The organism is Sphingopyxis sp. 22461 (genome assembly GCF_052044915.1).
Lineage (GTDB): Bacteria > Pseudomonadota > Alphaproteobacteria > Sphingomonadales > Sphingomonadaceae > Sphingopyxis.
This window is the reverse complement of record NZ_JBQENY010000011.1, coordinates 14,745-28,637: the sequence shown is the minus strand read 5'-3', so window position 1 is coordinate 28,637 and position 13,893 is coordinate 14,745. Positions and strand designations below refer to the sequence as shown.

Annotated in this window: 13 protein-coding genes; 3 read left to right on the top strand and 10 right to left on the bottom strand. The window is 65.9% G+C overall.

Annotated elements, in window-relative coordinates:
* Positions 1-82: 82 nt before the first annotated feature.
* On the bottom strand, positions 83-1,111 hold the full coding sequence (locus tag ACTJI5_RS18025; protein WP_440861273.1) for a MipA/OmpV family protein: 1,029 nt from the start codon (positions 1,109-1,111) through the stop codon (positions 83-85).
* Positions 1,112-1,304: 193 nt separating this feature from the next.
* Here ACTJI5_RS18025 and ACTJI5_RS18020 point away from each other — a divergent pair, with 193 nt between their 5' ends.
* The 3 genes from ACTJI5_RS18020 (at position 1,305) to ACTJI5_RS18010 (ending at position 4,255) form a co-directional block, all read left to right on the top strand.
* Positions 1,305-1,538, top strand: a complete 234-nt coding sequence (locus ACTJI5_RS18020) for a hypothetical protein (RefSeq protein WP_137889768.1) — start codon at positions 1,305-1,307, stop codon at positions 1,536-1,538.
* Between the two features lie 87 nt (positions 1,539-1,625).
* The gene (gene dxs / locus ACTJI5_RS18015) at positions 1,626-3,554 is read left to right on the top strand and encodes a 1-deoxy-D-xylulose-5-phosphate synthase (RefSeq protein ID WP_440861272.1); all 1,929 of its coding nucleotides are present in this window, start codon (positions 1,626-1,628) and stop codon (positions 3,552-3,554) included.
* Positions 3,555-3,586: 32 nt separating this feature from the next.
* A complete protein-coding gene (locus ACTJI5_RS18010; RefSeq protein WP_440861271.1) occupies positions 3,587-4,255 on the top strand; it encodes a hypothetical protein in 669 nt (222 codons plus the stop codon).
* Positions 4,256-4,316: 61 nt separating this feature from the next.
* Here the strand turns inward: ACTJI5_RS18010 and ACTJI5_RS18005 are convergent, their stop codons facing one another.
* The 9 genes from ACTJI5_RS18005 to purE all read right to left on the bottom strand — a co-directional run bounded on the left by ACTJI5_RS18005 (position 4,317) and on the right by purE (position 13,810).
* On the bottom strand, positions 4,317-4,736 hold the full coding sequence (locus ACTJI5_RS18005; protein WP_310255628.1) for a DUF3035 domain-containing protein: 420 nt from the start codon (positions 4,734-4,736) through the stop codon (positions 4,317-4,319).
* Positions 4,737-4,760: 24 nt separating this feature from the next.
* Positions 4,761-5,282: a signal peptidase II gene (lspA, locus tag ACTJI5_RS18000; protein WP_440861270.1), complete on the bottom strand. Its 522-nt coding sequence runs from the start codon at positions 5,280-5,282 to the stop codon at positions 4,761-4,763.
* On the bottom strand, positions 5,279-8,206 hold the full coding sequence (ileS, locus tag ACTJI5_RS17995; RefSeq protein WP_440861269.1) for an isoleucine--tRNA ligase: 2,928 nt from the start codon (positions 8,204-8,206) through the stop codon (positions 5,279-5,281). Before ileS ends, lspA begins: the two co-directional genes overlap by 4 nt.
* Positions 8,207-8,401: 195 nt before the next feature.
* Positions 8,402-9,442 carry a glycerophosphodiester phosphodiesterase family protein gene (locus ACTJI5_RS17990; RefSeq protein WP_440861268.1) on the bottom strand — a complete coding sequence of 347 codons (1,041 nt, stop codon included), beginning with the start codon at positions 9,440-9,442 and terminating at the stop codon, positions 8,402-8,404.
* A gap of 177 nt (positions 9,443-9,619) precedes the next feature.
* Entirely contained in the window at positions 9,620-10,549 is a 930-nt protein-coding gene (locus ACTJI5_RS17985) for a bifunctional riboflavin kinase/FAD synthetase (RefSeq protein ID WP_440861267.1), read from the bottom strand.
* Positions 10,546-11,742: a dipeptidase gene (locus ACTJI5_RS17980; RefSeq protein ID WP_440861266.1), complete on the bottom strand. Its 1,197-nt coding sequence runs from the start codon at positions 11,740-11,742 to the stop codon at positions 10,546-10,548. Before ACTJI5_RS17980 ends, ACTJI5_RS17985 begins: the two co-directional genes overlap by 4 nt.
* A gap of 4 nt (positions 11,743-11,746) precedes the next feature.
* Positions 11,747-12,238: a dihydrofolate reductase gene (locus tag ACTJI5_RS17975; protein ID WP_310255618.1), complete on the bottom strand. Its 492-nt coding sequence runs from the start codon at positions 12,236-12,238 to the stop codon at positions 11,747-11,749.
* Positions 12,235-13,308 carry a 5-(carboxyamino)imidazole ribonucleotide synthase gene (locus ACTJI5_RS17970; protein ID WP_440861265.1) on the bottom strand — a complete coding sequence of 358 codons (1,074 nt, stop codon included), beginning with the start codon at positions 13,306-13,308 and terminating at the stop codon, positions 12,235-12,237. The genes ACTJI5_RS17975 and ACTJI5_RS17970 overlap by 4 nt, the downstream gene beginning before the upstream one ends.
* Before the next feature lie 4 nt (positions 13,309-13,312).
* Positions 13,313-13,810 (bottom strand): 5-(carboxyamino)imidazole ribonucleotide mutase, encoded by a 498-nt coding sequence (gene purE / locus ACTJI5_RS17965; RefSeq protein WP_058537527.1) that lies wholly within the window; start codon positions 13,808-13,810, stop codon positions 13,313-13,315.
* Positions 13,811-13,893: the final 83 nt, after the last annotated feature.

Here is a 13,893-nt window from a genome sequence, read left to right as displayed (position 1 = left end):
GACGATATTGTAGAGGAGCGTCTTAGTACATCGTATACGATTTTGGTCAAGTCATCGCGGGGCAGCCGCCTTGCCGTCGGGCTCAGAACTGGTAAGCCAAACCCCCGCCGAAGACCCACTGGTCGGCGCTGCCGGCGTCCTTCACGATTGGCGAATCGGCGAAGCGCGAGAGGAGGCGGCCATATTGCGCGCCGCCGAGCAGCACGAAGCCCTTGCGAAGGTCGCCCGACAGCGCATAGGCGCCCGCCACGCCGAGCGTATATTTGCCCGCGGTCGCCTTGGTCCCCGCACGGGTGTAGACGGGGAGGCCGCTCGCGGCGCTGCCCAGCGGGTCGATGTCGTAATAATAGCGGCCGAAGCCCTTGCCGTAGAAGTTCACCGACGCCGACACGCCAATATAGGCGCGTTTCGACAGCGGCGTGCCGTAATCGATCGTCGGCGAAGCGGTCCAGCTGCCGTGTTTGCCCGATATGTCCTTCGTCGCGACGAAGCGGAAGCCGAGCTGATCATAGGCGCTGGTGATCACGCCGGTTTTGGTGACGCCCGTGAAGAAGCCGGCCTCGACCGCCATTTTGCGGTCGGGGAGCAGGTCGACCTGCGGATCCTTGACGCTGCCGGTGCGGTCGCCGCGCAGGCTGATGATCGGACCGAACTTCCAGTCGATCTTCTGGCCGCGGCGATGGCGGATCAGGTCTACCTGGAAATTGGTGCCGCGGGTCGAGAAGGAAAAGCCCTCGTACCGGCCGCGGACGTAAAAGGCCGGCAGAAAGCGGCGGTCGTCCGATCCATTATAGTCGGCCGAGTTCAGCACGCCCGCCGCGACGGCGATATAGTTGCGCGACCATTTGCGATCCGAATCTTCATCGTCGTCGTCGGGCCGCGCGCCGGGGAGCAGGATATTCTCGTCGATATCGGTGTTCTGAAGATAGCGCGCGGGTTCTTCCTCGATTCCGGTCGCGAGGCCGGTGTCGGGGGGCGTGGCGGTTATCTCATAGGGCAGCGGCGCCTCTTCGGCGGCGGCGGGTGCGGCGAGCGCGCAGGCGGCAAGAAGCGGGACGATGCGCGCCGGCGGGCCGATGCGGAAGAACAGTCTCAAATCGGCGATGGTCATCCGCTCAATATCCTATGGTCCTGCCCGTCCTTACGGGGGTGTAAGTAAACAATCCGCCATTGCAACGGCTTCGTCTTGCCGAAGGATGCATTTGATCGCATGTGCCTTTCATGAACCAACGCCTCTTCGCCGCTTTCATATTCCTCCGCATCGCCATTGGTTCCGCGGCCGATACCCGGCGGGAGCGCGTATCATGAGCCGCGTGCCGCGTTTCATCGGCTATGCCTTCATGGCCGCCGCGGCGGTGCTCGCGGCGGTGATGAAGAAGGAAGGCGTCGAAAGCGTCGGCCCGCTGCCCGCGGTTGCGGTCGCGCTTTTCCTCGGCATGGTCGGGGTGATGCTGGTGTTCACCGACCTGATGGTGCGCGGGCTTTATGCGCAGGTCGATGCGGCGAAGGCGCGCGAGGAGGGGGAGGGCGAAGATTGATCCGCCGCGCTCGCAGGGCGGAGGATCGGCTGCCGCCTCGATCCCTTTTCGTTCGACACCCCATGCGCTTGGCTTTATGACGACGACATGACCGATCGTCCGCATACGCCGCTGCTCGACACGGTGGATGTCCCCGCCGACCTCCGCAAGCTGAAGCCCGAAGACCTCCGCCAGTTCGCCGACGAGCTGCGCGCCGAGATGATCTCGGCCGTCGGCACAACGGGCGGGCATCTGGGATCAGGGCTGGGTGTCGTCGAGCTGACGACCGCGCTCCACTATGTGTTCGACACGCCGCGCGACAAGATCGTGTGGGACGTCGGACACCAATGCTATCCGCACAAGATCATCACCGGGCGCCGCGACCGCATCCGCACCTTGCGCACCGGCGGCGGGCTGAGCGGTTTCACCAAGCGCAGCGAGAGCGAATATGATCCGTTCGGGGCGGCGCATTCGTCGACCTCGATCAGCGCCGCATTGGGCTTCGCGATCGCCAACAAGCTGAAGGACGAGCCCGGCCGCGCGATCGCGGTGATCGGCGACGGGTCGATGTCGGCGGGCATGGCCTATGAGGCGATGAACAACGCCGCCGCGGCGGGCAACCGGCTGATCGTGATCCTCAACGACAACGACATGTCGATCGCGCCGCCGGTGGGCGGGCTTTCGGCCTATCTCGCCAAGCTCGTATCGTCGCGGCCGTTCATCGAGCTGCGCGAGATCGCGCGGCGTTTCGCGCGCAAGCTGCCCGAACCGCTGCACAAGGCGGCGAAAAAGACCGACGAGTTCGCGCGCGGCATGGCGATGGGCGGGACTCTCTTCGAAGAGCTCGGCTTTTATTATGTCGGGCCGATCGACGGGCATAATCTCGAACATCTGATCCCGGTGCTCGAAAATGTGCGAGACAGCGACCATGGCCCGGTGCTGATCCATGCGGTGACGATGAAGGGCAAGGGTTACGCCCCCGCCGAGGCGGCCGCCGACAAATATCATGGCGTCCAGAAATTTGACGTGATCACCGGCGAGCAGGCGAAGGCGCCGCCGGGACCGCCCGCGTACCAGAATGTGTTCGGCGAGACGCTCGCGAAGCTTGCCGACACCGACAAGCGCATCGTCGCGATCACCGCCGCGATGCCGTCGGGGACCGGGGTCGACAAATTCGCGAAGGCGCACCCCGACCGCACCTTCGACGTGGGCATTGCCGAGCAGCATGCGGTGACCTTTGCTGCGGGGCTCGCGGCGCAGGGGATGCGGCCGTTCGCGGCGATCTATTCGACCTTCCTCCAGCGCGCCTATGACCAGGTCGTGCACGATGTCGCGATCCAGAATCTGCCGGTGCGCTTTGCGATCGACCGCGCGGGACTCGTCGGGGCCGACGGCTCGACGCATGCGGGCTCGTTCGACGTCACCTATCTGGCGACCTTGCCGAACATGGTGGTGATGGCGGCGGCCGACGAGGCCGAACTCGTCCATATGACATACACGGCCGCCGAATATGACGATGGCCCGATCGCCTTCCGCTATCCGCGCGGCAATGGCACCGGCGTGGCGCTGCCCGCGGTTCCCGAGAAGCTCGCGATCGGCAAGGGGCGCGTCGTGCGGAGCGGCAAGACCGTCGCGATCCTGTCGCTCGGCACCCGGCTCGCCGAGGCGCTGAAGGCGGCCGACACGCTGGAGGCGCGCGGGCTGTCGACGAGCGTGATCGACCTTCGCTTCGCGAAGCCGCTCGACGAGGAGCTGATCCGCAAGACGCTTAGCGGCCATGAGGTGTGCGTGACGGTCGAAGAGGGCAGCGTCGGCGGGCTGGGCGCGCATGTGCTGACGCTCGCGAGCGATGAGGGGCTGATCGACGCGGGGCTGAAGCTGCGCACGATGCGCCTGCCCGATGTCTTCCAGGACCAGGACAAGCCCGAGCTGCAATATGACGCGGCGGGGCTCAACGCGCCGCAGATCGTCGATTGCGTGCTGAAGGCGCTGCGGCATAACAGCGCGGGCGTCGAGGAAGCGGGCGCGCGCGCTTGAGCCGATAAGCAAGCCGGGGGGCACGGGGCGGCATGAACTTCTTCAACCTCCTGCAATCGCTCGACGAGCTGCTCTACGAGGTTATGTCGTGGCTGGTCTTTTATCCGATCACGCTGTGGCGGACGCTCGTCCACCCCTTGAAGATGATGGATTATTCGGACCTCGAGCAGCGCGATACCGAGGACCAGCAATATACCGACACGCTGTCGCCGCCGCTGTTCCTGCTGCTGTCGCTGATCATCGTCCACGCCGCAGAACTGGCGCTGGTCGGCACCGAAGCGGTGGTGACGAGCAAGATCGGCCTGTCCGCGCTGGTCAGCACCAACACCGACCTGATCATGCTGCGCATCGTGACCTACAGCCTGTTCGCGGTGTTGATGGCGACGCGGTTGGTTCGCGCGCGCAAGGTCGAACTCACACGCCAAACGCTACGCGCTCCCTTCTACAGCCAATGTTATGTCGTCGCGTTGCTCGCGATCCTGTTCGGCGCCGCCACGATATTAATCCGGCTGGCGCATACATGGTCGCTGGTCACCGGTGTGGTGCTGGCGCTTGCCGCGCTGCTGTGGTTCGGCACCCTGCAGACCGCGTGGTTCGTCCAGCATCTGAAGTGCAGCCGGCTGCGCGCCTTTGGCCAGGCGTCGCGCGCGATGGTCGAAAGCATTGTCGCGGTGCTGCTGCTGTCGAACCTGTTTAGCTGAGCCGCATAAGAAAACGGCCCGGTTATGCCGGGCCGTCCTCATCATCGGTCGAAAGGGCGGTTCAGGCGGTCGGGATCGCCGCCGATGCGTCGCGGCCGTCGCCTTCGGGGGCGGCGAGGATGTCGCGGACGACGAGGCCCTTGTCGACGACCTGCGTGTCGGGGCTGCCCACCTGGCTGCGGATGCCCGGATCGGCGCGCGCGCCGTCGGCGCTGCCGATGATCTGCGTTTCGCTCGCGCTACGCGCCGACGGGCCGCCGAAGAGCGCGCGCAGCGTCTGTTCGGCGGTCGTTTCGCCGCCGGGGCGCGCGGTGCCGGGGGCCGGCGGGGTGAGCGCGAAATCGGGCGGCACGACGAGCGGCGCCTGACGCGATACCATCATTTCGTCAGGACGGTCGCGGCTGAACAGGCTGTTCGACCCGCAGGCCGAAAGCGTCGTGGCAAGAATCGAGGCGGCCAGGATGGCGGTGGTCCGGTTCACTGTAATAACTCCTATGCGCCCCGTTTATTCGGCGGACGGCTGACCGTCAGCGGCTGGGGCCTTTTCGCCCAAGAGCAGCGCGCGCGCAACCAGCAAAAGCACGCCGAGCGTGATGCACGCATCGGCGACGTTGAAGATCATGAAGGGGCGGAAATCGCCGATATGCAGGTCGGCGAAGTCGACGACATAGCCGAAGCGGACGCGGTCGACGATATTGCCGAGCGCGCCGCCGAGGATCATCGCGAGCGCGATCACGTCGCCCTTCGCCTGTTCGCGCGTCATCCAGAAGGCGACCGCGGCGGCGACGAGTCCCGTCACCGCGACGAGCGTCCAGCGCGTCGTATCGGTGCAGCTGGCGAACATCGACAGCGAAATGCCGCAATTTTCCGCCCAGGTCAGGTTGAAGAAGCTCGCGAGCTCGATCTGTCCCTTCGGTTCCAGCGACAGCGGGACGGTGACGACCCATTTGGTGATCTGGTCGAGGATGAAGGCGGCCGCGGCAAAGATCAGGCCGAAGCGCAGGTGGGGCGAACGTGAGCTGCTCATGCCGCGGTCAATACCGTGTCGCAGCGATTGCACAAGCTGCCGTCGGCCTCGACCTCGGGCAGGTGGCGCCAGCAGCGGCCGCATTTGTGGTTTTCGGTGCGGGTGACCGCCAGTTCGTCGCCGGCGCGGGCGACCGACACGATGAAGATTTCCTCGAGCGCGGCGGGATCGAGCGTCGGATCGGGGATCGTGACTTCGGCCTCAAGGCTCGACCGGATCGTCTTTTCGCGGCGATAGGGTTCGATCGCCTCGGTCACCGCTTCGCGCTGGGTGCGGACGTTCGCCCATTTGCTCGCGAGCGCGGCGTCGTTCCATGCGGCGTCGACCGTCGGCCATTCGAGCAGATGCACGCTGCCCGCATCGGGATAACGCGTGCCCCACACTTCCTCGGCGGTGAACACCAGCACCGGGGTCGCGTAGCGGACGAGCGCGTGGCACAGCGTGTCGAGCACGCTGCGGTACGCGCGGCGGGTGTCGGTGCCGAGCGGCGCGGCGGGGCCGAGGTCGCAGTAGAGGACGTCCTTGCGGATGTCGAAATAGAAGGCCGACAGATCCTCGTTGCAGAAATCGGCCAGCAGGCGCGTGTAGCCGTTGAAGTCGAAATCATCGACCGCCCGATGCATCTTCGCGTCGAGGTCGGCGAGCAGGCTGAGCATGTAACGTTCCAGCTCGGGCATCGCCGAAACGTCGGTGACGCGTTCCTCATCGGTAAAGCCGTCGAGCGCGCCGAGCAGGTAGCGGAAGGTGTTGCGCAGCTTGCGATACTGGTCGGCGACGCCCTTCAGGATCTCGTCGCCGATGCGGTGGTCCTCGGTGAAGTCGACGCTGAGCGCCCACAGGCGGATGATGTCGGCGCCGTTGGTTTCCATCACCTTGACGGGGTCGGTCGTGTTGCCGAGCGATTTCGACTGTTTGAAGCCCTTGCTGTCCATCGTGAAGCCGTGCGTCAGCACCGCCTTGTACGGCGCCTGTCCGCGCGTGCCGCAGGACTCCAGCAGCGACGACTGGAACCAGCCGCGATGCTGGTCGCTGCCTTCGAGATAGAGGTCGGCGCTGTGCGTGCTGCCGTCGTGGCGGACGAGCGCGGGCCATTTGCCGCTTTCGAGCACGAAGGCGTGGGTGCAGCCCGAATCGAACCAGACGTCGAGAATGTCGACGATGCGTTCGTAGTTCGCCGCATCATAAGCGTCGCCCAGATATTCCTGCGCGCGCGCGTCGTTCCATGCGTCGACGCCGCCTTCCTTCACCGCCGCGACGATGCGGTCGTTGACGATCGGGTCGTTGAGATAATGGCCGGTCTTGCGGTCGACGAAGAGCGTGATCGGCACGCCCCATGCGCGCTGGCGGCTGAGCACCCAGTCGGGGCGGCCCTCGACCATCGATCCGATGCGGTTGCGGCCCTTGGCCGGGACGAAGCGCGTGTCGTCGATCGCCTGCATCGCGGCTTGGCGCAGCGTCGGCGCGGCGCAGAGATCTTCCTCATGCGGGTTGAGCGCGCCGCCTTCATTCTCCCAGCGCTTTTCGCGCGGGGTCTTGGGCTCGATATGCGTCATCACCTTGTCCATCGGCACGAACCATTGCGGGGTGCAGCGATAGATGACCTTGGCTTTCGAGCGCCAGCTGTGCGGATAGCTGTGCTTATAGTCGGCGCTGGCCGCGAGCAGCGCGCCGGCTTCCTTAAGGTCGGTGCAGATCGGGCCGTCGGGGGCGTTGAACTTGGGGTTGATCACCGATCCCTGACAGCCGAGCCAGCCCCAGTCTTCGCGATATTTGCCGTCGCCCTCGACCGCGAACACGGGGTCGATGCCGTTCGCCTTGCACAGGTCGAAGTCGTCCTCGCCATGGTCGGGCGACATATGGACAAGGCCCGTGCCGCTGTCGGTGGTGACAAAATCGCCCGCGAGGAAGGGACGCGGACGCGCGAAGAAGCCGCCGAGCGCGTGCATCGGGTGGCGGGCGATGGTGCCGGCAAGGTCGGAGCCTTTGTAAACGCCCAAAACGTCTTCGATGTCCGGATGATCGAGGCTCTGCTCGGGGTCGAGCCGCGAACGAAACGTTTCCAAAAGATCTGATGCGACCAAAACGCGGATTACCCGCCCGGCATCGATCCACTCCCACTGAACATGCGAATATTCGACCTCCGGCCCATAGGCTAACGCCTGGTTGACCGGGATCGTCCACGGCGTGGTCGTCCAAATGACGGCATGAGCGCCGACGAGCTCGGCGATGTGGCTTTCGACGATCTCGAACGCCACATCGATCTGCGTCGAGACGATATCCTCATATTCGATCTCGGCCTCGGCGAGCGCGGTCTTTTCGACCGGCGACCACATCACCGGCTTGGCGCCGCGATAGAGCATGTCGTTCGCGGCGAATTTGAGCAGTTCGCGCACGATCGTGGCTTCGGCCTCATAATCCATCGTCAGATACGGATGGTCCCAGTCGCCGCCGATGCCGAGGCGCTTCAACTGCTCGCGCTGGGTGTCGACCCAATGCTGCGCATAGGCGCGGCATTCGGCGCGGAATTCCTCGACCGGAACCTCGTCCTTGTTGAGCTTTTTCTTGCGATATTGCTCCTCGACCTTCCACTCGATCGGCAGGCCGTGGCAGTCCCAGCCGGGGACGTAGGGCGCGTCCTTGCCCTTCAGCGTCTGGGTGCGGACGACCATGTCCTTCAGGATATGGTTGAGCGCATGGCCGATGTGCATGTCGCCATTGGCGTAGGGCGGGCCGTCGTGGAGGATGAACTGGTCGCGGCCCCTGCGGCTTTCGCGAATCTGCCCCTCAAGACCCGCCTCGATCCATTTGGCGAGAATCTGCGGCTCCTTCTGCGGCAGGCCGGCCTTCATCGGGAAGTCGGTCTTGGGCAGGAAGACGGTGTCGCGGTAGTCGCGCTGTTCGGCGGCGGGCGTGCTCTCGGTCATGGGCGGCCGCTTAGCGCAGATTCGCGTGCGCGCAAACCTTCCTCTCCCCTCGGGGGAGAGGGATGTGGAAGCTTGGCAGCCTGCTGCCTAGCTGGAGCTGGGTGAGGGTATGCGGCGTTGCTGGACCCTCACCCGCTGCGACTAGCGAGCGAGCTCGCAAGTCTCGCTGCCCTCTCCCCCAAGGGGAGAGGGTTTTCACTTCTGCCGCGGACGCAGCGCGGGGCCGAGATTATAGATGTCGTCGATCCACACATAGCCGGTGAAGCTGGCGGGCACCTTGGTCAGTTGACCGACCTCGGACAGCCCCATGCCGCCCTTTTCGTCGCCGCGCGGGCCGGTGAGGAGGACGCGCGTGCCATGTTTTGCAGCGCGGTCCTGCAGGCGGTCGGGCCAGCCCCAATAGGCCCATTGATAGTTCAGCGGCACCATGATCGTGCCCCCGGTGCAGCTTGGCGGATACCAGCCCGACCAGCCATATTTGATATAATCGGTCGTGCAGCGCTTGGCCGCGTCGGGGTCCATCGTCCACGCCTTGGGCGCCTTGGCGCGGATCACGTCCATCAGGCGCGCGTTGCCGAAAAAGCCGAAGCGCGGATCGTCGGGATCGATGCCGGCGCGCGCGAAGGCAGCGAGGACGAGTTCGGCCTCCTTCGGATCGCGCGACTTGAAGTTGATGAGCAGCGATGCGTGGCCGAGCGCGGCGAGCACTTCGTCGAGGCTGGGCATCAGGCCGACGCCCTTGCCGCGCAGGGGATAGGTCTGGCCGCCGTCGGCTGTATAGCCATAGCCGATATCGAGCGCCTTCAATTCGGCCATCGTGTGGTCGCGGATCTCGCCCTTGCCGTCGGTGCGGCAATCGAGCGTCCAGTCGTGGAAGACCGCGACCTGCCCGTCCTTCGTGGCCGCGACGTCGAATTTGACCATGCCCGCGTCGCGGCCGATCGCCGCCTTCATCGAGGGCAGGCTGTTTTCGATATAGTCATGCTCGGGCGCGCGGATGCGCGTTGCGGTGCACGTCTCGTCGGTGACGCCGCTGTGATCGAACAGCTGCGATACGCCGCGATGGGCGATCAGCACGCGCTTGCCGGTGGGGTCGGGGGCGAGGAAGCTGGCATTGCTGAGGGTGAACCAGGCGACGACAAGCGCGAAGACCCAGAGCAGGATTTTCGTGCGCCGCTTCATCGGCTTTTTGGTCGGGCCTTCGAGCGCGGTCGCCCAATCGTCGCTGTTGGTCATTATTCCCCCCTGATTCCCTCTCCCCTTGCGGGAGAGGGCGTGAGACTTGCGAGCTTGCTCGCTAGTCGCAACGGGAGAGGGGGCTGCCTTATCGATAGGACGCTGCCCCCTCTCCCAGCTGCGCCTAGGCAGCAAGCTGCCAAGGCTGCACAACCCTCTACCGCAAGGGGAGAGGGGTCAAATTTCCGCCAGCAACCGCTTCGCCTCGTCGCAATCCGCCGCGATTTGCGCCATCAGCGTGTCCATGCTGTCGAACTTCGCTTCCGGCCGGATGAAGGCATGGAAGGCGACGTCGATTTCCTGTCCGTAGAGGTCTTCGGCGAAGTCGAAGAAATGCGGTTCGAGCAGCTCCTTGGGCGGGTCGAAGCTCGGGCGGATGCCGAGGTTTGCGGCGCCCTTGAGGATGCGGCCATCGGGGAGTTTTCCGGTGACGGCGTAGATGCCGTAACGCGGGCGCAGATACTGCCCCATTTCGAGGTTCGCGGTCGGGAAGCCGAGCAGGCGGCCGTTCTTGTCGCCATGCTGGACGACATTGCGCACGGTGAAGGGGCGGGTGAGCAGGCGCGTCGCGGCGGCGCAGTCGCCCGCCTGCAGCGCCTCGCGGATGCGGCTCGACGAGATGACTTCCTCGGCGTCGTCGACGGGGGCGACCATTTCGGTGAAGAAGCCGAGGCGGCGGGCGTGGTCGGCGAGCGTCACGACATTGCCGCCGCGGCCCTTGCCGAAGACGAAATCAGCGCCGGTCACGACCCCCGCGGCGCCGTAGCGATCGAGCAGCAGCTCGGTGATGAAATCCTCGGCGGTCGTCGCGGCGAGCGTAGCATCGAACGGCAGGACGAGCATCGCGTCGGCGCCCGCGGCGGCGAACAATTCCTGCCTTTGGTCGAGCGTGGTCAGGCGGAAGGGCGGGACGTCGGGTTTGAAGAAGCGCACCGGATGCGGATCGAAGGTCGCGACGATCGCGGGGCGGCCCTCGTCCTGCGCATGGCGCACCGCGCGGCCGACGACCGCCTGATGCCCGGCGTGGAAGCCGTCGAAATTGCCGAGCGCGATCACCCCGTCGCGCAGGGGGGCGTCGATGCGGTGGTGGCCGTCGAGGCGGATCATGGGGCCGCTGTAATGGAAAGGGGCGGCGTCAGGGGCACGAGCCCCGCCTTGAGCACGCGGATCGCATTGCCGCCCATCGCGGCGCGGATTTCGTCGTCGCTGAAACCCGCGTCGATCAGCGCCTGCGTCACCTGCACGAGCTTCGACGTGTCGAACCGCACCGTCGTCGCGCCATCATAGTCGCTGCCAAGCGCGACGTGGCTAATGCCGACGAGGTCGCGGACATGCTTCATCGCCTTCGCGATGCTCGCGGGCGAGGTGTCGCACACCGCGGCGTCCCAATAGCCGATGCCGATCAGCCCGCCGGTCGCGGCAACGCCCTTGATCTGCTCGTCGCTGAGGTTGCGGTTGACCTTGCACGTCGCCTGTACGCCGCCGTGGCTCGAGACGACGGGGCGGCGCGCGATTTTGAGGATGTCGGCGACGCAGGCGTTCGAGCAATGCGCGATGTCGACGATCATGCCCTTCGCTTCCATCGCCTCGACGACCTGCCGCCCGATCGGCGTGAGCCCGCCCTTTTTGATGCCGTGCATCGAACCCGCGAGATCATTGTCGAAGAAGTGCGTCAGCCCCGCCATGCGAAAGCCGGCGGCGTAGAGCTTGTCGAGGTTCGCGAGCTTGCCTTCGAGGCCGTGCAGCCCCTCGATGCTGAGCATCGCGCCGACCGGCGGCACCCTACCGCGGCGTTCGGCGAGCAGGGCGTCGAGATTTTCCGGCGTGGTGACCGCGCGCAGCTTGCCGCTCGATGCCGCGACCGCGCGGTGGAGCTTTTCGGCGTGCCAGAGCGAGCGTTCGAGCAGCGAGTTCCAAGTCCGCACCGGCTGGAGCTGCGCGATCACGAGGCCGGTGATATTGTCGGTGTCGCCGCTGTTCGCGTCGTAATTCTGGCCCTTCGGCGACTTGGTCGTGCTCGCGAGGATTTGCAGCGCGACGTTGCCGTCCTCGAGCCGCGGCAGGTCCATATGGCCGCGGTCGGCGCGGTCGAGGAAATCGCGCTTCCACAGCAAGGTATCGCTGTGGAGGTCGACGATCGTCAGCGTCCGGTGCAGTGCCTTCGCGCGTTCGCTGACCGTCGGCAGCGGCTTGCCGTCGATCTGGTTCATCCCGCGCTCGAGCATGCCGGGGGCGAGGGCGAAGAAGGCGACCGCGGCGACCGCGACAACGAGCAATATGCCGATCAGCCAGCGACGCATGGGCCTATTTCCTTGTCAGCGTGACGAAGCTGTACGCCGGGCGGCCGGCGTCGTCGGCCGGGTGATCCTCGCGAGCAGATTCTTTCCAGTCGGCGGCGGCGGGATAGTCGATCACGGCGTCGCCCTTGGGCTCGAGCGCGACTTCGGTCAGCTCGATGCGGTCGGCGAGCGGGAGGAAGAGGCGATAGATTTCGGCGCCGCCGATCACCATCACATGCGGCGCGTTGGCGAGCTTTAGCGCTTCCTCGATCGTTGCCACGGGCTCGGCGCCCTCGTCCTGCCATTCGGGGTCGCGGGTGAGGACGATGTGGCGGCGGCCCTCGAGGATGGCGGGCAGGCTGTCGAAGGTCTTGCGCCCCATGATCATCGGGCGGCCCATCGTGACCTGCTTGAAGCGGCGAAGGTCGGCGGGCAGGTGCCAGGGCATCTTGCCATTCGCGCCGATCACGCCGTTCGATGCGCGCGCGAGGATCAGCGTGATTTCGGGATGATTCATGTGGGAGAAGTTCCAACCCAGGTTGCATGGCCGAGCTTGCGGCCGTCGCGGACCTCGGCCTTGCCATAATGATGGACATGGCAGGCGGGGTCGGTGAGCAGGTCGGGCACCGTCTCGATCCCGCCGCCGATCAGATTGTGCATGACGACCGGCAGCGCCGCGGTGGCGGTGCTGCCGAGCGGCAGGCCGGCGACGGCACGGATGTGATTTTCGAACTGGCTGACCACCGCGCCCTCGATCGTCCAATGGCCGCTGTTGTGGACGCGCGGCGCCATTTCGTTGAAGACGGGGCCGTCGGCGGTAGCGAAAAACTCGCCGGTGAGGACGCCGACATAGTCGAGGGTTTCGGCGATCTTTGCCATCAGCGCGCGCGCTTCGTCCTGCTGGTCGAGCACGGCTTGCGGCGGCGGCAGCGTTGAGGTCGCGAGGATGCCGCCTTTATGGACATTGACGGGCGAGTCCCAGAAGCGGACCTCGCCGTCGATGCCGCGCACGAGCAGCACCGAAAATTCATGGTCGAAGTCGACGAAGCCTTCGAGCACGGCGGCGTGGCGGCCGATGCCGTCCCAGGCGGCGCCGGCGTCGGCCGCGGTCATGATGCGCGCCTGCCCCTTGCCGTCATAGCCCATGCGCACGGTCTTCAGGATCGCGGGTGCGCCGATCTGTTCGAGTGCGGCATCGAGCGATGGGCGGTCGGGCACCGCGGCGAAAGGCGCGGGGCGGCCGCCGAGCCCGGCGACGAAATTCTTTTCGGTCAGCCGGTCCTGTGCGATTTCAAGCCCGGCGGCGCCGGGGTGCACCGCGACATGGCCCGAGAGAAAGCGCACCGTGTCGACGGGTACATTTTCGAATTCATAGGTGACGACGTCGCACGCCGCGGCGAAAGCGGCGAGGCGCGGCTCGTCGTCCCACGCGGCCTGGCTGTGATGCGCGGTGACTTCGGCGGCGACGCTTGTCGCGTCGGGGGCATAGATATGGACCTTGTAGCCGAGCTGCGCCGCCGCAACGGCGAGCATGCGGCCGAGCTGGCCGCCGCCGAGAATGCCGATCGTCGAACCGGGTGGCAGCAAGCGATCAGCCCTCGCGCACGGGGGTGGGGGCGACGCTGTTCGTCTGCGCCTCGCGCCAGGCGTCGAGTTTTTGTGCCAGATTGGCATCATTATTCGCGAGCAGCGCGGCGGCGAAGAGGCCGGCGTTGGTCGCGCCTGCCTTGCCGATCGCAAAGGTCGCGACGGGAATGCCGCCGGGCATCTGGACGATCGAATAGAGGCTGTCGACGCCGCTCAATGCCGCCGATTGGACGGGGACGCCGAGCACCGGCACGCGCGTCATCGACGCGACCATGCCGGGCAGATGCGCGGCGCCGCCGGCGCCCGCAATGATCGCCGCAAGGCCGCGGTCCGCCGCGCTTTTGGCATAGTTTACAAGGCGGTCGGGGGTGCGGTGCGCGGAAACGATCTGCACCTCGTGCGCGATGCCGAACTCTTCGAGGATCTGGACCGCGTGCGCCATCGTCGGCCAGTCCGACTGGCTGCCCATGATGACGCCGACTTGCGGGGCGGTTTCGCCCATTTCAATCCCTCCTGCCCCGGCTTCATCGCGTGTGAATCGCCGCCGATCCCCCCTAGCGACTGCTTTGCGCGCGGGCAACGCCG

Coding starts and splice junctions, on each gene's coding strand:
- ACTJI5_RS17985 (WP_440861267.1), bottom strand. CDS start 10,549: ATGATCCGCCTCGACGGCCACCACCGCATCGACGCCCCCCTGCGCGAC.
- ileS (WP_440861269.1), bottom strand. CDS start 8,206: ATGACCGAGAGCACGCCCGCCGCCGAACAGCGCGACTACCGCGACACC.
- lspA (WP_440861270.1), bottom strand. CDS start 5,282: ATGAGCAGCTCACGTTCGCCCCACCTGCGCTTCGGCCTGATCTTTGCC.
- ACTJI5_RS18020 (WP_137889768.1), top strand. CDS start 1,305: ATGAGCCGCGTGCCGCGTTTCATCGGCTATGCCTTCATGGCCGCCGCG.
- purE (WP_058537527.1), bottom strand. CDS start 13,810: ATGGGCGAAACCGCCCCGCAAGTCGGCGTCATCATGGGCAGCCAGTCG.
- ACTJI5_RS18025 (WP_440861273.1), bottom strand. CDS start 1,111: ATGACCATCGCCGATTTGAGACTGTTCTTCCGCATCGGCCCGCCGGCG.
- ACTJI5_RS18010 (WP_440861271.1), top strand. CDS start 3,587: ATGAACTTCTTCAACCTCCTGCAATCGCTCGACGAGCTGCTCTACGAG.
- dxs (WP_440861272.1), top strand. CDS start 1,626: ATGACCGATCGTCCGCATACGCCGCTGCTCGACACGGTGGATGTCCCC.
- ACTJI5_RS17990 (WP_440861268.1), bottom strand. CDS start 9,442: ATGACCAACAGCGACGATTGGGCGACCGCGCTCGAAGGCCCGACCAAA.
- ACTJI5_RS17975 (WP_310255618.1), bottom strand. CDS start 12,238: ATGAATCATCCCGAAATCACGCTGATCCTCGCGCGCGCATCGAACGGC.
- ACTJI5_RS17980 (WP_440861266.1), bottom strand. CDS start 11,742: ATGCGTCGCTGGCTGATCGGCATATTGCTCGTTGTCGCGGTCGCCGCG.